The sequence below is a fragment of the Jiella sonneratiae genome, assembly GCF_017353515.1.
GTDB lineage: Bacteria > Pseudomonadota > Alphaproteobacteria > Rhizobiales > Rhizobiaceae > Jiella > Jiella sonneratiae.
Map to the genome: position 1 here is coordinate 54,465 of NZ_JAFMPY010000003.1, position 17,922 is coordinate 72,386.

The window sequence follows — 17,922 nt, forward strand, 5'->3', positions numbered from 1 at the left end:
TTTCCGTCCGGTTTCAGGCTGCGGGCATCGCCGGTCGGCGAGCGGCCGCCCCGTCTTTGCCGAAAGCTTCATGCGTGAAGTGAACGGCGGAGCTTCTGGCGCGTTGTCGGTCCGACTTCCCTGAAACGAAGGAGGGCTCCGCAATGCCCGTCATCGAGACCAAGGACGGCGTCGAGATCTTCGCCAAGGACTGGGGCGAGGGGCGGCCCTTCGTCCTCGTCCATGGCTGGCCGCTCAATGCCGACATGTGGGACCATGTGGCGAACGAACTCGTCGAGCACGGCTTCCGCGTCGTCGCCTACGATCGCCGCGGCTTCGGCCGGTCCGGCCAGCCGGGCGCCGGCTACGACTACGACACGCTGTCGGACGATCTTGCCGCCGTGATCGACGGGCTCGGCCTCTCCGACGTGACGCTGGTCGGCTTTTCCATGGGCGGCGGCGAGGTCGCCCGCTACATGTCCCGCCATGGCGGCAGGCAGGTGACCCACGCGGCGCTGGTCTCGGCCGTCACGCCCTATCTCCTCAAGGACGACAGCAATCCCGACGGCGTTCCGCCCGCGACCTTCGACGGCTTCGTCGACGAATTGAAGAAGGACCGGCCGGGCTTCCTCGAAACCTTCGGCAAGCAGTTCTACGGCGTCGGCATGCTCGACTGGTCGGTCTCCTCGGCCTATCTCGAATGGACCAAGCAGATGGCCCTGCAGGCTTCGCTGCGGGCCACCATCAAATGTGTCGACGCCTTCGGTCGTACGGACTTCAGGGCCGACATGGGGTCGTTCGAGGTTCCGACGCTCGTCGTCCACGGGACCTCGGATTCGACGGTGCCCTTCGACATTTCGGGCAAGCGGGCGGCGGGTATGATCCGCAGCTCCGAGCTCGTCGCCTATGACGGCGCGCCGCACGGCTTGCACTACACCGAGCAGGACCGGCTGGTGCGCGACCTCGTCGATTTCGCCAGGTGACGCCGGCAGGTGCGGCTCTCAGATGAGCGAGCGACCGGGCCCGCGAGACCCGGCCGTTTCGCCTGCCTCAGGGCACGATCGAATCGACAACCCCGCCGTCGACGCGCAGCGCGCCGCCGCTCGTCGCCGAGGCCTCCTTCGAGCAGGCATAGACGATCATGTTCGCCACCTCCTCGACGGTGGCCGGCCGGCCGAGCACCGAGCTCGGGCGTTCGGACTTCACGAACATCTCGCCGGCCTCCTCGATCGAGACGCCCTTCTCCTCGGCCATGTCCTTCAGCATCTCCCTGACCCCCTCCGACATCGTCGGGCCGGGCAGGACGGAGTTGACGGTGACGCCGGTGCCGGCCGCGAGCTTGGCGAGGCCGCGCGAAAGCGACAGGAGAGCGGTCTTGGTGAAGCCGTAATGGATCATGTCGGCGGGAATGTTCAGAGCCGATTCCGACGAGATGAACACCACGCGGCCCCAGCCCCGCTTCATCATTTCCGGCAGATAGGCCCGCGACAGCCTGACGCCCGACATGACGTTCAGCTGGAAGAAGCGCTCCCAAGTGGCGTCGTCGATTTCGAAAAACGGCTTCGGCCCGAAGATGCCGACATTGTTGACGAGGATGTCGGTCTCGGGGAGCGCCCGCAGCAGCGTGTCGCAGCCGTCGGCTGCGGAAAGGTCCGCGGCGATCCCGGAAACGTCGGAGCGCGGCGCCGCGTCGAGGACGGCGCGGATCGCGGCTTCCACCCGTTCGGCGTCGCGGCCGTTGACGACGACGCGGGCTCCGGCCCGGGCGAGGCCCTTGGCGGAGGCGAGACCGATGCCGCCGCTGGATCCGGTGACGAGGGCGGTCTTGTCGGAAAGGTCGATCTGCATCGTTGGACGTCTCGCTCGTTCGGTTGCGCAATGCTCTGGAGCGCCACTTAGGAGCATCGCTCGCAGGTGAAGGGCCGGGCCGGCACGACGGTCCGTTCGCAGCCGCTTTCCGGCCGGCCGCATTGCTTAAAGCCCCGTTAAATCGCCGCAATTACGATGGACAAGCGACCCTGCCGATTCCGGCGGGCCGAGGCATTCGCCATGGCCTCGGGACCCGTGGGGACGGGTGCCCGGATGCGGTCAGACGCGTGGTTACTGGAAGAAGGGTCGATCGGGCTGCCGCGGAACGCCGCCGCCCGTGATCGGCCGCGGCGATGGGGAAGACGGAAGGGGGATCGGGCGTGCCGAAGGCGCGCCGTCGCGTCGCCCTCGAGGTGGATGAGAGGCTGCGTATGGCGGCACGGCGCGAGCGGATCGAACCGAGCTTCGATCGTGACGAGGGGACGGGTGAGGACGGGCTGACGATCAGCCCGGACGATCGCGCCGTCCCGACGGCGGCGAACGATCGCAAGCGCAAGCCCGCGGCAAAATCCGCGCCGGCCCGGACGAAAGCCGGCGGCGGCGGAAGCGGCGGCCGGGCGGGATCGCGCCGCGGCGGCTCGGGCGGCGACGGCGGCGGACCCCGCAAGCGGCGCCGGCGGAGCTTTTTCGGCCATCTGTTCCGCCTCGGCCTTGCCGGTGCGCTGTGGGGCGGCCTCGCGGTCGCCGCCGTCATCGGCTACTTCGCCGTCAAGCTGCCGCAGGAGGCCTGGGAGATCCCGGCCCGTCCGCCCAACGTCAAGATCGTCTCGGTCGACGGCGACCTTCTCGCCAATCGCGGCCTGACCGGCGGCAAGGCGGTCTCGCTCGACGAGATGAGCCCCTACATTCCCGAAGCGGTCGTCGCCATCGAGGACCGGCGCTTCTACGACCACTGGGGCGTCGATCCGATCGGCATCGTCCGGGCGTTCATGACCAACTGGGAGGCCGGCAGCACCGTGCAGGGCGGCTCGACGCTGACCCAGCAGCTCGCCAAGAACATCTTTCTCGATCCCGAACAGACCATCCAGCGCAAGATCCAGGAAGCGATCCTCGCCGTCTGGCTGGAGCACAAGTTCACCAAGGATCAGATCCTCGACATGTATCTCAACCGGGTCTATTTCGGCTCGGGCGCGACGGGCGTCGAGGCGGCGGCGCGCCGCTACTTCAACAAGTCGGCAAGCGACGTCACCCTGTCCGAGGCCGCGACCCTCGCAGGCCTCCTCAAGGCGCCGTCGCGGCTCTCTCCCGCCCGCGATCCGGAGGCCGCCAAGGAGCGCGCCGAGGTGGTGCTCGCGGCGATGCGCGACGAGGGCAAGATCACCCGGCAGGAATATGCCGACGCGGTCGCCCAGAAGCCGGTCAAGGCCAAGAGCTACTGGGACGGCGCCCAGCAATACGCCGCCGACATCGTGATGCGCGACATCAAGGACCTGATCGGCGAGGTCAAGCAGGACGTGATCGTCGAGACCACCATCGAGATGCCGCTGGAAAATGCCGCCGAAAAGGCCATCCGGCAGACCGTCGACGGATCCAAGCAGAACGTTTCCCAGGGCGCGCTGGTCTCCCTCGACGGCACCGGGGCGATCCGGGCGCTGGTCGGCGGCCGCGACTATGCCGAGAGCCAGTTCAACCGCGCCGTCGACGCCAAGCGCCAGCCCGGCTCGACCTTCAAGCCATTCGTCTACGAGACCGCCCTCGAACACGGCTGGCGGCCGGAGAGCATCATCGTCGACGGGCCGGTCCAGATCGGCAACTGGCGGCCGTCGAACTACGAGAATACCTATCGCGGCCCGGTGATGGTCGCCGATGCCCTGCGCTTCTCGCTGAACACCGTCGCCGCCAAGCTGATCGACAATGTCGGCACCAAGGCGGTGATCGACACCGCCCACCGGCTCGGCATCAAGTCCGACATCGTCGACAATCCGTCGATCGCGCTCGGAACGTCCGAGGTCTCGCTGCTCGAACTGACCAGCGCCTTCGCGCCCTTCGCCAATGGCGGCTACGAGGCGTCGCCGCATCTCGTCAATAAGATCACCACCGAGGACGGCAAGGTGCTCTGGGAGCGGGGGGCCGAGGTGCCGCCGAAAGTGCTCTCCGAAGACATGATGGCGATGATGAACGCCATGCTGCGGCGGGTGGTGAGTTCCGGCACCGGCCGCAAGGCCGCTCTCGACGGCTTCGACGCCGCCGGTAAGACCGGCACGACCCAGGACTTCAAGGACGCCTGGTTCGTCGGCTACACGGCGGAACTCGTCACCGGCGTCTGGCTCGGCAACGACAACGGCGCCAAGATGAAGCGCGTCACCGGCGGTTCGCTGCCGGCCGAGGCCTGGCACCAGTACATGTCGGTAGCGCTCGAGGGCACGCCGAACGTGCCGCTGCCGGGGGACTACAAGATCGGTGAGCCGCAGGCGCCGCTCGTCGCCGATGGCAACGGCGAGGAATATTACGACACCGAACTGCCCCGTGAAGACGGCGTCCCGCAGGACGGGCAGGGCCGGGCCGACGGGCGGCAGAGGATGATCTACGACGGGGCGCCGCCTGCCGGCGTCGTCGTCGAGGAACGGGTCTCGCCGCGGCGCCGCGAGGACGACCGCAGCCTGTTCCGCAAGATCTTCGGAGGATAGGGCGCCTCACGCGGCCCCTGGCCGGCGGCAGCGCCGCTGCTTCCGCGCGGTCGGCGGGGCGGGTGGTGCGGGAAGGATGAGCAAGGCGGCGCGTTCCGGAAAGAGCGCGCCGCCTTGCTCATTTCGTCGCCTGACGGTCGCGGCTCAGACGACGCCGAGGAGCGACAGGACGACGACGACGACGACCACGAGGCCGACGAGATAGATGATGCTGTTCATGGGTCTTCTCCCTCGGGCAGGTTCGGGCAGGCATACGGCGTGGCCTTGACCGGCCCGCACCCTCGCCTAGCGCACGGGGCGGGCCTTCGGTTCCCTCGGTCTCCCCGATTTTCGGCCGGACCGCGCACCGCCGGGCGTCGCGGCGCTCCGCCGCCGGCCTGCTCACGAAAGCGTCAAGGCGCGCCTTGCGTCGGTTTGGAGCCGTTCATATATAGCCGCCATCACCGTCCGGGCGGGAAGCACTGCTTTCGGATCCGGCACGTCCTTTGCAATTTCGAAGACGCCACGTGGGGGTCGCCCAGCGGGAATGCCTCGACGAGGGTCCCGGGCGGCTCGCTGTAACAAGGAGAGAAATGAACATGGCGAAGGTTATCGGTATCGACCTCGGCACGACCAATTCCTGCGTCGCCGTCATGGACGGCAAGAACGCCAAGGTCATCGAGAATTCCGAGGGCGCGCGCACGACGCCGTCGATGGTGGCGTTCAACGACGACGGCGAGCGTCTGGTCGGCCAGCCGGCGAAGCGCCAGGCGGTCACCAACCCGACCAACACCCTCTTCGCGGTCAAGCGCCTGATCGGCCGCCGCTACGATGATCCGACCGTGGCCAAGGACAAGGGCCTCGTGCCCTACGACATCGTCAAGGCCGACAACGGCGACGCCTGGGTCAAGGCCGGCAGCGACAAGTATTCCCCCTCGCAGATCTCCGCCATGGTCCTTCAGAAGATGAAGGAGACCGCCGAGGCCTATCTCGGCGAGAAGGTCGACAAGGCCGTCATCACCGTTCCCGCCTATTTCAACGACGCCCAGCGCCAGGCCACCAAGGACGCCGGCAAGATCGCCGGCCTCGAGGTGCTGCGCATCATCAACGAGCCCACCGCCGCGGCGCTCGCCTACGGCCTCGAGAAGAACGACGGCAAGACCATCGCGGTCTACGACCTCGGCGGCGGCACCTTCGACGTGTCGGTGCTGGAGATCGGCGACGGCGTCTTCGAGGTGAAGTCGACGAACGGCGACACCTTCCTCGGCGGCGAGGACTTCGACATGCGGCTCGTCGACTATCTGGCGACCGAGTTCAAGAAGGATCAGGGCATCGACCTGAAGAACGACAAGCTCGCGCTTCAGCGCCTCAAGGAGGCGGCCGAGAAGGCCAAGATCGAACTGTCCTCCGCGGCCCAGACCGAGATCAACCTGCCCTTCATCACCGCCGACCAGACCGGGCCGAAGCATCTGAACATCAAGCTGACGCGCTCGAAGTTCGAGGCGTTGGTCGATGACCTGGTGCAGCGCACGGTCGAGCCGATGAAGGCGGCGCTGAAGGATGCCGGCCTGTCGCAGTCGGACATCGACGAGGTGGTGCTCGTCGGCGGCATGACCCGCATGCCGAAGATCCAGGAGACGGTGAAGAACTTCTTCGGCAAGGAGCCGCACAAGGGCGTCAATCCGGACGAGGTCGTGGCCATGGGCGCGGCGATCCAGGCCGGCGTGCTGCAGGGCGACGTCAAGGACGTGCTCTTGCTCGACGTCACGCCGCTGTCGCTCGGCATCGAGACGCTGGGCGGCGTGTTCACCCGGCTGATCGACCGCAACACCACGATCCCGACCAAGAAGAGCCAGGTCTTCTCGACCGCCGAGGACAACCAGAACGCCGTGACCATCCAGGTCTATCAGGGCGAGCGCGAGATGGCGGCCGACAACAAGCTGCTCGGCCGGTTCAACCTCGAGGGCATTCCGCCGGCACCGCGCGGCGTGCCGCAGATCGAGGTGACCTTCGACATCGACGCCAACGGCATCGTCAACGTCTCGGCCAAGGACAAGGGCACCAACAAGGAGCAGCGGATCACCATCCAGGCTTCGGGCGGCCTGTCGGATGCCGACATCGAGAAGATGGTCAAGGACGCCGAGGCGAATGCCGAGACCGACAAGAAGCGCCGAGCGGCCGTCGAGGCACGGAACCAGGCGGAGAGCCTCGTCCATTCGGCCGAGAAGTCGCTGGCCGACTATGGCGACAAGGTCTCCGAGGCCGACCGCGGCGCCATCCGTTCGGCGATCGACGATCTGAAGGCCGAGCTCGAGAAGGACGACGCCGAGGCCGACGCGATCAAGGCGAAGAGCGACACGCTCGCCCAGGCCTCGATGAAGCTCGGCCAGGCGATGTACGAGGCGGCCCAGGCGAGCGAGGGCGAGGACGGCGACGAAGCCGCGGCCGGCAGCTCGGGTGCGGGCAAGGACGACGTCGTCGATGCCGACTACGAGGAAGTCGACGACGAGCAGCGCAAGAAGTCGGCCTGACCTCTCTCCGGCCACCGGCCGGCAGCCTGAGAAGACGAAAGCCCCGGTGCGACGAGCACCGGGGCTTTTTTTGCGTCGGGAGTCTGGTTGGGCATGCGCAGCGGTCGGCGGTCGGCGGTCGGCGGTCGGCAGTCGGTGGTTGGTGGTCGGCGTTCGGCGGTGGGTGGTTGCTGGTTGGTGTGGGCCGCCATTGCTGGCGACGTCACGACCGCTTGGGAGCCTCTTGCGGAGCGTCGGCCGCCTGCTCGTTCCCATGGCGCTGCGTGTGGCTGCACGCGCGAGCCGGTTTTGGGTGGCAATCGCTGAATTTGGCGGGAGGCGAGGCGAACCGCTGGCGACGGGCAATGCCGGGTATGCCATCGCAACGACGCGGGGCGTATATCTGCGCTCAGCGGAGTTCCCTGACCTCTGAACGCGAGGCCGAGATGCAGGGCAAGGGGGCGCCGCATGGAGGGGAACTGCCGGTGCTCGGCACGTCCTTCGCCGGAAGGCCGACTCCCATGTGCTGCGGGCGTCAGCTGACCTGTGTCTCCATGCCGGACAAAGGGAAATTTGGTAGCGGAGGAGGGACTTGAACCCCCGACACGCGGATTATGATTCCGCTGCTCTAACCAACTGAGCTACTCCGCCGCCGCGCCGCGCAGCATCGGGCGACGCGGCGATATACGAAGCCGGCGCCGCGCCTGTCAATGGCCTTCGCGTCGTCTGACGGGCAATCGCTCGGAGCGTTTTCGATGGCACGCGCCACTCTTCGAGCGACTGCCATGAGCTCGTCCCGGAGCGATCGCCTTTAAGAGCACGTCCGGAAAGTCACTCGGGTCGGCTTGGCGGCGCTTTTCGCCCCTCGCGTCGTTGCCGATCCTCGCCGATTCCGCCGGCATCGACTGCGTTCGGCGCCTGGCGAGACGACGAAAATCTCGCCCCAATCCTCAACCGGGGACTTCCCGGACGGGCTGTAAGTGGCGGCGGCGCTCGGCGGTCACGCCCTCGGACGGGACGAGATGGCCGGAGCGTCGCCCCGGCTCTTCTGCGTCACAGCCGTCGCCGCGCGGCACGGGAATCACCGGGTCTCACAGTGGAGCCTTTCGGCCCGCCGCCGGGTGGCGAAGCACTCACCCGACGCGGAGCATGCGGGTCTGCTCCCGCTGCCCCTGCGGCCACACGACCCGGCAGCGCAGCGGGCCGGCCCCGCCGATTTAACCGACGTCCGATTGAAGGGGCAGGATCATGCCGATTGAACTGATCGCCGGTTAAACGTTCAAATGCGCTTGAAGGGAGGTGGGGCTCCAATATACTTGCTTCCCAACGAAAGACCTGGAACCTCTCCATCGCGGGTCAAGGGAGCGACAATGGCGGCGAGATCGAGAAAGTCGGGGGCCGGTGCGCCCTCCACCGAAAAGGGCGGGACGGCCAAGGCGGGTTCGGCCCACGAGATCGTCAAGACGCTCGAACATTTCGACGCCCCGGCGCCGGCGAAGTTCTCCCGCGACGAGGACGTCCGCGCCTATCGCGACATGCTGCTCATTCGCCGCTTCGAGGAAAAGGCCGGTCAGCTCTACGGCATGGGCTTCATCGGCGGCTTCTGCCACCTCTATATCGGCCAGGAGGCCGTCGTCGTCGGTATGCAGATGGCGATGAAGGAGGGCGACGAGGTCGTCACCGGCTATCGCGACCACGGCCACATGCTGGCCACCGGCATGGAGGCGCGCGGCGTGATGGCCGAGCTCACCGGCCGGCGCTCGGGCTATTCCAAGGGCAAGGGCGGCTCGATGCACATGTTCTCCAAGGAGAAGAAGTTCTTCGGCGGGCACGGCATCGTCGGCGCCCAGGTGCCGATCGGCACCGGGCTCGCCTTCTCCAACAAGTACAACGGCACCGACGCCATCGCGATCACCTATTTCGGCGACGGCGCGGCCAATCAGGGGCAGGTCTACGAGAGCTTCAACATGGCCTCGCTGTGGAAGCTGCCCGTCGTCTACGTCATCGAGAACAACCGCTACGCCATGGGCACCTCGGTGAGCCGCGCCTCGGCCGAGACCAACTTCTCCCACCGCGGCGTCTCGTTCAAGATTCCCGGCTTCCAGGTCGACGGCATGGACGTCAGGGCGGTGAAGGCGGCGGGCGATCTCGCGGCCGAGCACTGCCGGTCCGGCGACGGCCCGATCATTCTCGAAATGATGACCTATCGCTATCGCGGCCACTCGATGTCCGACCCGGCGAAATACCGGACCCGCGACGAGGTGCAGAAGATGCGCTCGGAATCCGATCCGATCGAGCAGGTGAAGAAGCGCCTCGTCTCCGACCACGGCATGTCCGAGGACGACGTCAAGGCCGTCGACAAGGAGGTGCGCGACGTCGTTGCCGACGCCGCCGACTTCGCCCAGAACGACCCCGAGCCGGACGTGTCGGAACTGTGGACCGACATCTATGCCGAGGCGGTGCCGCAGGCCGCGGAGTAGCCGGCGGGCCGCGGGCGGTCGATAAAGCGTTCCGGCGCCGGGTCTGCCGGCGTCCGGTGTCGGCGCGAATGACCGCGCCGCGTGTCTGAAGTCTCAACGGGCCGGCTGCGGGACACGGCGATGCCGCCCGCCGAAGAGCCCCGAAAACAGGCCTGACCTTCAGGAGGAAACACCTTCATGCCGACCGAAATCCTGATGCCGGCGCTGTCCCCGACCATGGAGGAGGGGACGCTCGCCAAGTGGGTGAAGCAGGTCGGCGACAGCGTCGCGGCCGGTGACGTGATCGCCGAGATCGAGACCGACAAGGCCACCATGGAGGTGGAGGCCGTCGACGAGGGGACGCTCGGCAAGATTTTGGTCGACGAGGGCTCCGAGGGCGTCAAGGTCAACACGCCGATCGCGCTGCTCCTTGCCGAGGGCGAGGACGAGAGCGCGCTGGAGAGCGGCGCCGGCGGCGCGTCGCGCGGTGCCACGGCCTCGGCCGCCGAGGACACCTCGGCGACCCGCGAGAGCGACGAGAAGCAGTCGGCGAAGGCGAGCGAGCCCGCCGGCGGCAACGCCGTCGAGGACATGTCGGCCCGCCGCGTTCCCGCCGAAGGCAAGACCCATCCGGATCCGGACGATGCCGAGGGCGCGCTGGCGCAGGAGATCCCCGAGGGCACCGAGATGGTGTCCGTGACGGTACGCGAGGCGCTGCGCGACGCCATGGCCGAGGAGATGCGCCGCGACGAGATGGTCTTCGTCATGGGCGAGGAGGTCGCCGAGTACCAGGGCGCCTACAAGATCACGCAAGGTCTGCTCGACGAGTTCGGCGCGCGGCGCGTCGTCGACACGCCGATCACCGAGCACGGCTTCGCCGGCCTCGGCGTCGGCGCCGCCTTCGGCGGGCTGAAGCCGATCGTCGAGTTCATGACCTTCAACTTCGCCATGCAGGCGATCGACCAGATCATCAATTCGGCGGCGAAGACCCTCTATATGGCGGGCGGCCAGATGGGCTGCCCGATCGTCTTCCGCGGGCCGAACGGGGCCGCCGCCCGCGTCGCCGCCCAGCACAGCCAGGATTATGCCGCGTGGTACAGCCACGTGCCGGGGCTGAAGGTGGTGCAGCCCTTCACCGCGGCCGACGCCAAGGGCCTGCTCAAGTCGGCGATCCGCGATCCCAACCCGGTGATCTTCCTCGAAAACGAGATCCTCTACGGCCACTCCTTCGAGATCCCCAAGCTCGACGACTGGACCGTGCCGATCGGCAAGGCGCGCATCCACCGCAAGGGCACCGACGTCACCATCGTCTCCTTCGGCATCGGCATGACCTATGCGGTCAAGGCCGCCGAGGAACTCGCCAAGGAAGGCATCGAGGCCGAGGTGATCGACCTTCGCACCATCCGCCCGATGGACCTCGACACCGTCATCCGCTCGGTGAAGAAGACCAACCGCTGCGTCACCGTCGAGGAGGGCTTCCCGCAGAGCTCCGTCGGCGCCCACATCGCCTCGGAGATCATGGTCCGCGCCTTCGACCATCTCGACGCCCCGGTCCTCAAGGTCGCCGGCAAGGACGTGCCGATGCCCTATGCCGCCAATCTCGAGAAGCTGGCACTGCCCTCGGTCAAGGAAGTGATCGACGCGGTGAAGGCCGTGACCTACCGGGACTGAACGAGGGGGAGGGTTCACCCGCGATGACGCTTCGGGCCGCGGCAGAGCAGAGCCTCGAGGGGACGCTGATCCTGACGAAGGACGTGCGTCGGCCCCGCGAGCACGTCTGGCGCTGCCTGACCGATCCGTCCTGCTTCAGGATCTGGTGGCGCGACAACCTTGAATTCGAGGCGAAGCCCGGCGGCCGCTTCACCGAGCCCTGGACGGACCCCTCGGGGCGCGCGCGCCGGACCCGGGCCGAGGTGACGGCGTTTCATCCGCCGGAAGGGCTGGTCATGGTGTGGGCCGACGAGGACTGGGAGTTCGACACCGTCGTCTCCGTGACCCTCGCGCCCATCGCGGGCGGGACCCGGTTCACTATCGAGCATCAGGGCTGGGAGCAGGCGGCGGAGCCCGACCGGGCGACCTATCTTCTCGATCACCAGGGCGGGTGGGAGCGTCATCTCGACAATCTCGCCGCCTTCGCCGAGGATCTGGTCCATGACGAGGGAGAGACGCCTGTATCGACCGGAAACGGCCGGCATTGAGGGAAGGAGCCGCGATGTCCACCGCCGAAGCGTTCTCCGACACTCGCCATCGGCCCGCGACCTATGCCGACCTCGAGGCGGTCGACCCGCTCCTCGCGGCCGAGATCATCGACGGCGAACTGGTCACCCATCCGCGGCCTGCGCCGAAGCATGCTGCGGCGTCATCGGCTCTCGGCACTGAGCTGGGCGACGCATTCCAGCGCGGGCGTTCCGGCCCGGGCGGCTGGGTCTTTCTCGGCGAGCCGGAATTGCATTTCGAAGACGACGTTGTGGTCCCAGACATTGCGGCTTGGCGGCGGGAGCGTCTGCCGTCGTTCAACAAGGCCTTTATCGAAACTGCGCCCGACTGGGTCTGCGAAGTCCTTTCGCCCTCGACCGAGCGCCACGACAGGGGCGCCAAGCGCCGCATCTATGCCGAGGCCGGCGTGACCCACATGTGGATTCTCGACCCGCGTGCCGAGCTTCTCGAAACCTTCGCTCTCGCCGACGGCCGGTGGGTCGTCGGCCCGACTTTCGACAACCACGTCGAAGTCAAAGCCGCGCCCTTCGACGCCATCTCATTCCCTCTGACCATTCTCTGGCCGCTCAATCCAGCCGCCTCCAACCCAGACGACACTCAAAACGCGCAGTAAGATGCCTTCGGAGACGCCCAGATGCCGATCAACGTGACCATGCCCGCTCTGTCTCCGACGATGGAGGAGGGCAATCTCGCCAAGTGGCTGATCAAGGAAGGCGACACCGTCTCCGCCGGCGACATCATCGCCGAGATCGAGACCGACAAGGCGACGATGGAGGTCGAGGCGGTCGACGAGGGCACGCTGGCGAAGATCGTCGTTCCGGCCGGCACCGAGGGCGTCAAGGTCAACGAGGTGATCGCCGTCCTCGCGGCCGAGGGCGAGGACGTTTCCGAGGCGGCGAGCGGCGGTGGCGGCAAGGCCTCCGGCGGCGACGGCAAAGGCGGCGCGATGACGCCGGATCCGAAGGCCGATGCCGCGACGACGGGATCGAAGGAAGCGGCGAAGACGCCGGAAATGCGCGGCGACAGTCGCGCCACGGGGGGCGCGGCGGCAAACGGCGCGAACGGCGCCGCGAAGGAAGGCGCAGCACCGAGCGACGGCAAGGGCGGGCGCGTCTTCGCCTCGCCGCTTGCCCGGCGTCTCGCCAAGGAAGCCGGCATCGATCTTGCCGCGATCGCCGGTTCCGGCCCGCACGGCCGGGTCGTCAAGGCCGACGTCGAGACGGCAAAGAAGGACGGCGGCGCCGGGAAGCCGGCCGAAAAGCCCGCCGAGAAGGCGCCTCAGGCCGCCCCCGCCGGCGGTGCCGCGGCGGCGCCCGTCGCCAAGGGCGCCAGCGACGAGCAGATCCTCAAGCTGTTTGCCGAGGGCTCCTACGAGAAGATCCCGCATGACGGCATGCGCAAGACCATCGCCAAGCGGCTGGTCGAGGCGAAGCAGACCGTCCCGCATTTCTACCTGACCCTCGACTGCGAGATCGACGCGCTGCTCGCCCTGCGCAAGCAGCTCAACGACGCCGCCCCGGTGACCAAGACGGACGGCGGCGACCGGCCGGCCTACAAGCTGTCGGTCAACGACATGATCATCAAGGCCCATGCGCTGGCGCTGAAGGCCGTGCCGATGGCCAACGCCTCCTGGACCGAAGGCGCGATGCTCGTCCACAAGCATGCCGACGTCGGCGTCGCCGTCTCGATCGAGGGCGGGCTGATCACGCCGATCATCCGCCGCGCCGAGGAAAAGACGCTGTCGGCGATCTCCAACGAGATGAAGGACCTCGCCAAGCGGGCGCGCTCGCGCAAGCTGAAGCCCGAGGAGTATCAGGGCGGCACGTCCGCGGTCTCCAATCTCGGCATGTTCGGCATCAAGGACTTTTCCGCCGTCATCAACCCGCCGCATGCGACGATCCTCGCCGTCGGCGCCGGGGAGCAGCGGGCGGTGGTGAAGGGCGGCGCCGTCACCGTCGCGACGGTGATGACCGCGACGCTCTCCACCGACCACCGGGCGGTCGACGGTGCGCTCGGCGCCGAGCTGCTCTCGGCCTTCAAGCAGCTGATCGAAAATCCGATGTCGATGCTGGTCTGAGGGCGCCTCGATGAAGACCGTCCTCGCCTATGGCGACTCGCTCACATGGGGCTACAATCCCGAGACCGGCCTCCGGCACGAATTCTTCGACCGCTGGCCGAACGTCGTCGCCAAGAAGCTCGGGCACGACGTCCGGGTGATCTCCGAGGCGCTCAACGGCCGCACGACCGTCTTCGACGACGAGATGGTGTTCGCAGACCGCAACGGCGCGCGCATCCTGCCGACGGTGCTCGCCAGCCACCAGCCGCTCGACCTCGTCGTCATCATGCTCGGCACCAACGACCTGAAGCGCCACACCGGCGGCGGGCGCGTGTTCGAAAGCCGGCAGGGCCTCGAACGTCTGGTCGAGATCGTCCAGACCTTTCCCTATCAGCGCGGCTACCAGCCGCCGAAGCTGTTGCTCGTCGCCCCGCCGATGTTCTGCGAGACGATGGAGCCGGATTTCGCTCTGCTCTTCGGCCATGCGGTGGAGGAGAGCCAGCATTTCCGCTCGGCGGTCACCAAGGTCGCCGAGGAATACAAATGTGCGATGTTCGACGCCTCCGAGGTCTGTGAGACGACGCCGCTCGACGGCGTCCACCTGACGGCGGAACACACGCGGGCGCTCGGCGAGGCGCTGGTCGAGCCGATCCGCAGCCTTCTGGCCGCCGAAGCCTGACGATGCCGCCGCTGCCTCTGTGCCGCGCACACGGATCGTTTGAGGCGCGGGCGGCGCGCCGCCCATCACTCATCTTCGACAAAAAGCAACCAGACGATCGCGTCCGAGGAGACGACCCATGGCCGACACCTACGACATCCTGATCATCGGCGGCGGGCCGGGCGGCTATGTCGCCGCGATCAGAGCCGCCCAGCTCGGCTTCAAGACCGCCGTCGTCGAGCGCGAGCATCTCGGCGGCATCTGCCTCAACTGGGGCTGCATCCCGACCAAGGCGCTGCTCCGCTCGGCGGAGATCTTCCACTATGCCGAGAACGCCAAGAATTACGGGCTGAAGATCGCCAAGCCCGAGGTCGACACCGAGGCCGTGGTCAAGCGCTCGCGCCAGGTCTCGGCGCAGCTCAACGGCGGCGTCGGCTATCTGATGAAGAAGAACAAGATCGACGTCATCTGGGGCGAGGCGAAGATCTCCAAAGCCGGCAAGGGCGGCCCGGTCGAGGTCACCGTCGGCAAGCCGACCAAGCCCGCCGTCGAGCCGCAGAATCCGGTGCCCAAGGGCACGCTCGGCGAGGGGACCTACAAGGCGAAGAATGTCATCGTCGCCACCGGAGCAAGGCCGCGGGTGCTGCCGGGGATCGAGCCCGACGGCGACCGCATCTGGACCTATTTCGAGGCGATGAAGCCGAAGGCCATTCCGAAGAGCCTGATCGTCATGGGCTCCGGCGCGATCGGCATCGAATTCGCCTCCTTCTACAAGACGATGGGCGCTAACGTCACGGTCGTCGAGCTCCTGCCGCAGATCATGCCGGTGGAGGACGCCGAGATCGCCAAGGTCGCCCGCAAGCAATTCGAGAAGCAGGGGCTGAAGATCCTCACCGACGCCAAGGTGGCGAAGGTCGAGAAGGGCGGCGACGGCGTTTCCGTCACCGTGGAATTGAAGGGCGGCAAGTCCGAGACGCTGAAGGCCGAGCGGCTGATCTCGGCGGTCGGCGTCCAGGGCAACATCGAGGGCCTCGGCCTCGAAGCGATCGGCGTTCAGACCGAGCGCGGCTGCATCAAGATCGACGGCTTCGGCAAGACCAATGTCGAGGGCATCTACGCCATCGGCGACGTCGCCGGACCGCCGATGCTCGCCCACAAGGCCGAGCACGAGGGCACGATCTGCGTCGAGAAGATCAAGGGGATGGACGTCCATCCGATGAAGAAGACCGAGATTCCCGGCTGCACCTACTGCCAGCCGCAGGTCGCCTCGGTCGGCCTCACCGAAGCCAAGGCCAAGGAGGCGGGCTACGAGGTCAAGGTCGGCCGCTTCACCTTCAACGGCAACGGCAAGGCGATCGCCCTCGGCGAGCCGGAGGGCCTGGTCAAGACGGTGTTCGACGCCAAGACCGGCCAGCTTCTCGGCGCCCACATGGTCGGCGCCGAAGTGACCGAGCTGATCCAGGGCTTCGTCATCGCCATGGGGCTCGAGACCACCGAGGAAGAGCTGATCCACACCTGCTTCCCGCATCCGACCCTGTCGGAAATGATGCACGAGAGCGTCATGGATGCCTTCGGCCGGGTGATCCACCTCTGAAGCGGCGGACGGACGTTTCCGCCCCGGCGACGGCTGGGTCCCTTGGGGCAGGTCGGTGCCGGAATCCGGCGTTCGGCGGGCCGAATCCCTTCAAAGGCCTCTTGTTCGCCGTGGCGCGGCGCTAACTACTGTTGCAGCCAACCAATCAACGGTCCGCAGGAGTTTTCGAAATGGGTTTCCTCGCAGCAATCATCGTCGGCGGCATCGCCGGCTGGCTCGCCGAACAGGTGATGAAGAGCGACATGGGCTTCATCATGAACATCATTCTCGGGGTGGTCGGCGCCCTGGTCCTCAGCTTCGTCCTTTCCCTGTTCAACATCGGCGTGCCGGCCGGGGCGGAATTCTCCTGGGCCTATCTGATCACCGGCTTCGTCGGCGCCTGCCTGCTGATCTTCATCTTCCGCGCCATCCGACGCTGACGCGCGGCCGCGCGATCCCTGCATGACGGTCAAGGCCGTCATGCACCTGCCGTCGCAGGGGCCCCGGAAGATTGCATCGCGAAAACCGCCGGCTTAAGTAGGCGTCATGGTCACGATCCTCGACAACCGTTCCGCCGAAGGGCAAAAGCCGCGGCTTCGCCATCCCGAAAAGGCGCATCGGCCGGACGCTGCGGCGAGCCCGCCGAAGCCGGACTGGATCCGGGTGAAGGCGCCGGTCTCAAAGGGCTATTTCGAAACCCGCGAGATCGCCCGGGAAAACAAGCTCGTCACGGTCTGCGAGGAAGCCGGTTGCCCCAATATCGGCGGTTGCTGGGAAAAGAAGCACGCCACCTTCATGATCATGGGCGGGGTCTGCACCAGGGCCTGCTCGTTCTGCAACGTCGCCACCGGCATGCCGCATGCCCTCGACGAGAACGAGCCCGAAAGCGTCGGCCGAGCCGTCGCCAAGATGGGTCTCAACCATGTCGTCATCACCTCGGTCGACCGTGACGACCTTGCCGACGGCGGCGCCGAGCACTTCGTGCGGACGATCCGCGCCATCCGCGCCGCGGCCCCCGGGACGACGGTCGAGATCCTCACCCCCGACTTTTTGAGGAAGCCCGGCGCTCTCGAGAGGGTGGTCGAGGCGAAGCCCGACGTCTTCAACCACAATCTCGAGACCGTCCCGTCGAAATACCTGACCGTGCGCCCGGGCGCGCGCTACTTTCATTCGATCCGCCTGCTGCAGCGGGTGAAGGAGCTCGATCCGACGATCTTCACCAAGTCCGGAATCATGGTCGGGCTCGGCGAGGAGCGCAACGAGGTGCTGCAGCTGATGGACGACCTCAGGACCGCCGATGTCGACTTCCTCACCGTCGGCCAGTATCTGCAGCCGACGAAGAAGCACCACCCCGTCATCCGCTACGTGACGCCGGACGAGTTCCGCTCGCTGCAGAGCGTGGCGCTGACCAAGGGGTTCCTCGTCGTCTCGGCGAGCCCGCTGACCCGATCCTCGCACCATGCGGGCGAAGATTTCGAGCGCCTGAAGGCCGCGCGCCTCGCCCGCCGGGCGGCCGCCTGATCTCATGCCGAAATTTCAGACGACCCGCCACGTCAAGCACAGCGCCGACGAAATGTTCGCGCTCGTCGCCGACGTCGAGAAATATCCCGAGTTCCTGCCCCTCTGCCAGGCGCTGACGATCCGCTCGGAGCGCGAGAAGGAGGGCAAGCGCCTGCTCGTCGCCGACATGACGGTGGCCTACAAGATGGTGCGCGAGACCTTCACCTCGCAGGTGCTGCTGAAGCCCGAGGAGCGGCGCATCGAGGTTTCCTACGTCAACGGGCCGTTCAAGTTCCTCGACAATCGCTGGGAGTTCGAGCCGACCGGCGACGACACCTGCGACGTCAAGTTCTTCATCGAATACGAGTTCAAGAGCCGGACCCTCGGCATGCTGATGGGCTCGATGTTCGACTACGCCTTCCGGCGTTTCGCCGCGGCCTTCGAGGAACGGGCCGACAAGATCTACCGCTGAGCTGAGCCGGACGGTCGCTGCCG

At 67.1% G+C, this 17,922-nt stretch carries 14 protein-coding genes and 1 tRNA gene; 13 read left to right on the top strand and 2 right to left on the bottom strand.

The genetic code is table 11. The annotated features are described in order from the left end of the window. Positions 1 to 143: 143 nt before the first annotated feature. On the top strand, positions 144 to 962 hold the full coding sequence (locus J1C47_RS02545; protein ID WP_207349159.1) for an alpha/beta fold hydrolase: 819 nt from the start codon (positions 144 to 146) through the stop codon (positions 960 to 962). 67 nt (positions 963 to 1,029) lie between these two features. On the opposite strand, the gene J1C47_RS02550 is transcribed toward J1C47_RS02545, so the two are convergent. After that, positions 1,030 to 1,827: an SDR family NAD(P)-dependent oxidoreductase gene (locus J1C47_RS02550; protein WP_207349160.1), complete on the bottom strand. Its 798-nt coding sequence runs from the start codon at positions 1,825 to 1,827 to the stop codon at positions 1,030 to 1,032. Positions 1,828 to 2,219: 392 nt separating this feature from the next. Here J1C47_RS02550 and J1C47_RS02555 point away from each other — a divergent pair, with 392 nt between their 5' ends. Both J1C47_RS02555 and dnaK read left to right on the top strand, forming a co-directional pair. Then, a complete protein-coding gene (locus J1C47_RS02555) occupies positions 2,220 to 4,475 on the top strand; it encodes a transglycosylase domain-containing protein (protein ID WP_207349161.1) in 2,256 nt (751 codons plus the stop codon). Between the two features lie 578 nt (positions 4,476 to 5,053). Then, the gene (gene dnaK, locus J1C47_RS02560; protein WP_207349162.1) at positions 5,054 to 6,985 is read left to right on the top strand and encodes a molecular chaperone DnaK; all 1,932 of its coding nucleotides are present in this window, start codon (positions 5,054 to 5,056) and stop codon (positions 6,983 to 6,985) included. Between the two features lie 553 nt (positions 6,986 to 7,538). Here the strand turns inward: dnaK and J1C47_RS02565 are convergent. After that, positions 7,539 to 7,615: transfer RNA gene (locus J1C47_RS02565), tRNA-Met, on the bottom strand. A 719-nt stretch (positions 7,616 to 8,334) separates the two neighbouring features. Here J1C47_RS02565 and pdhA point away from each other — a divergent pair. The 10 genes from pdhA to J1C47_RS02615 all read left to right on the top strand — a co-directional run bounded on the left by pdhA (position 8,335) and on the right by J1C47_RS02615 (position 17,899). Then, on the top strand, positions 8,335 to 9,444 hold the full coding sequence (gene pdhA / locus J1C47_RS02570) for a pyruvate dehydrogenase (acetyl-transferring) E1 component subunit alpha (protein WP_207349163.1): 1,110 nt from the start codon (positions 8,335 to 8,337) through the stop codon (positions 9,442 to 9,444). A 177-nt stretch (positions 9,445 to 9,621) separates the two neighbouring features. Further along, positions 9,622 to 11,094 carry a pyruvate dehydrogenase complex E1 component subunit beta gene (locus J1C47_RS02575; RefSeq protein WP_207349164.1) on the top strand — a complete coding sequence of 491 codons (1,473 nt, stop codon included), beginning with the start codon at positions 9,622 to 9,624 and terminating at the stop codon, positions 11,092 to 11,094. Between the two features lie 23 nt (positions 11,095 to 11,117). Continuing rightward, a complete protein-coding gene (locus J1C47_RS02580) occupies positions 11,118 to 11,621 on the top strand; it encodes an SRPBCC family protein (protein ID WP_207349165.1) in 504 nt (167 codons plus the stop codon). Positions 11,622 to 11,635: 14 nt separating this feature from the next. Beyond that, a complete protein-coding gene (locus tag J1C47_RS02585; protein ID WP_207349166.1) occupies positions 11,636 to 12,253 on the top strand; it encodes a Uma2 family endonuclease in 618 nt (205 codons plus the stop codon). Positions 12,254 to 12,274: 21 nt separating this feature from the next. Next, the gene (locus tag J1C47_RS02590; RefSeq protein ID WP_207349167.1) at positions 12,275 to 13,717 is read left to right on the top strand and encodes a pyruvate dehydrogenase complex dihydrolipoamide acetyltransferase; all 1,443 of its coding nucleotides are present in this window, start codon (positions 12,275 to 12,277) and stop codon (positions 13,715 to 13,717) included. A gap of 10 nt (positions 13,718 to 13,727) precedes the next feature. After that, on the top strand, positions 13,728 to 14,375 hold the full coding sequence (locus tag J1C47_RS02595; RefSeq protein ID WP_207349168.1) for an SGNH/GDSL hydrolase family protein: 648 nt from the start codon (positions 13,728 to 13,730) through the stop codon (positions 14,373 to 14,375). Positions 14,376 to 14,493: 118 nt separating this feature from the next. Continuing rightward, complete coding sequence (lpdA, locus tag J1C47_RS02600; RefSeq protein WP_207349169.1) at positions 14,494 to 15,948, top strand: dihydrolipoyl dehydrogenase; 1,455 nt, start codon at positions 14,494 to 14,496, stop codon at positions 15,946 to 15,948. A gap of 170 nt (positions 15,949 to 16,118) precedes the next feature. Next, on the top strand, positions 16,119 to 16,367 hold the full coding sequence (locus J1C47_RS02605; RefSeq protein ID WP_207349170.1) for a GlsB/YeaQ/YmgE family stress response membrane protein: 249 nt from the start codon (positions 16,119 to 16,121) through the stop codon (positions 16,365 to 16,367). 106 nt (positions 16,368 to 16,473) lie between these two features. After that, a complete protein-coding gene (lipA, locus tag J1C47_RS02610) occupies positions 16,474 to 17,448 on the top strand; it encodes a lipoyl synthase (protein WP_207349171.1) in 975 nt (324 codons plus the stop codon). Between the two features lie 4 nt (positions 17,449 to 17,452). After that, entirely contained in the window at positions 17,453 to 17,899 is a 447-nt protein-coding gene (locus J1C47_RS02615) for a type II toxin-antitoxin system RatA family toxin (protein WP_207349172.1), read from the top strand. Positions 17,900 to 17,922: the final 23 nt, after the last annotated feature.

Coding starts and splice junctions, on each gene's coding strand:
- J1C47_RS02545 (WP_207349159.1), top strand. CDS start 144: ATGCCCGTCATCGAGACCAAGGACGGCGTCGAGATCTTCGCCAAGGAC.
- J1C47_RS02550 (WP_207349160.1), bottom strand. CDS start 1,827: ATGCAGATCGACCTTTCCGACAAGACCGCCCTCGTCACCGGATCCAGC.
- J1C47_RS02555 (WP_207349161.1), top strand. CDS start 2,220: ATGGCGGCACGGCGCGAGCGGATCGAACCGAGCTTCGATCGTGACGAG.
- dnaK (WP_207349162.1), top strand. CDS start 5,054: ATGGCGAAGGTTATCGGTATCGACCTCGGCACGACCAATTCCTGCGTC.
- pdhA (WP_207349163.1), top strand. CDS start 8,335: ATGGCGGCGAGATCGAGAAAGTCGGGGGCCGGTGCGCCCTCCACCGAA.
- J1C47_RS02575 (WP_207349164.1), top strand. CDS start 9,622: ATGCCGACCGAAATCCTGATGCCGGCGCTGTCCCCGACCATGGAGGAG.
- J1C47_RS02580 (WP_207349165.1), top strand. CDS start 11,118: ATGACGCTTCGGGCCGCGGCAGAGCAGAGCCTCGAGGGGACGCTGATC.
- J1C47_RS02585 (WP_207349166.1), top strand. CDS start 11,636: ATGTCCACCGCCGAAGCGTTCTCCGACACTCGCCATCGGCCCGCGACC.
- J1C47_RS02590 (WP_207349167.1), top strand. CDS start 12,275: ATGCCGATCAACGTGACCATGCCCGCTCTGTCTCCGACGATGGAGGAG.
- J1C47_RS02595 (WP_207349168.1), top strand. CDS start 13,728: ATGAAGACCGTCCTCGCCTATGGCGACTCGCTCACATGGGGCTACAAT.
- lpdA (WP_207349169.1), top strand. CDS start 14,494: ATGGCCGACACCTACGACATCCTGATCATCGGCGGCGGGCCGGGCGGC.
- J1C47_RS02605 (WP_207349170.1), top strand. CDS start 16,119: ATGGGTTTCCTCGCAGCAATCATCGTCGGCGGCATCGCCGGCTGGCTC.
- lipA (WP_207349171.1), top strand. CDS start 16,474: ATGGTCACGATCCTCGACAACCGTTCCGCCGAAGGGCAAAAGCCGCGG.
- J1C47_RS02615 (WP_207349172.1), top strand. CDS start 17,453: ATGCCGAAATTTCAGACGACCCGCCACGTCAAGCACAGCGCCGACGAA.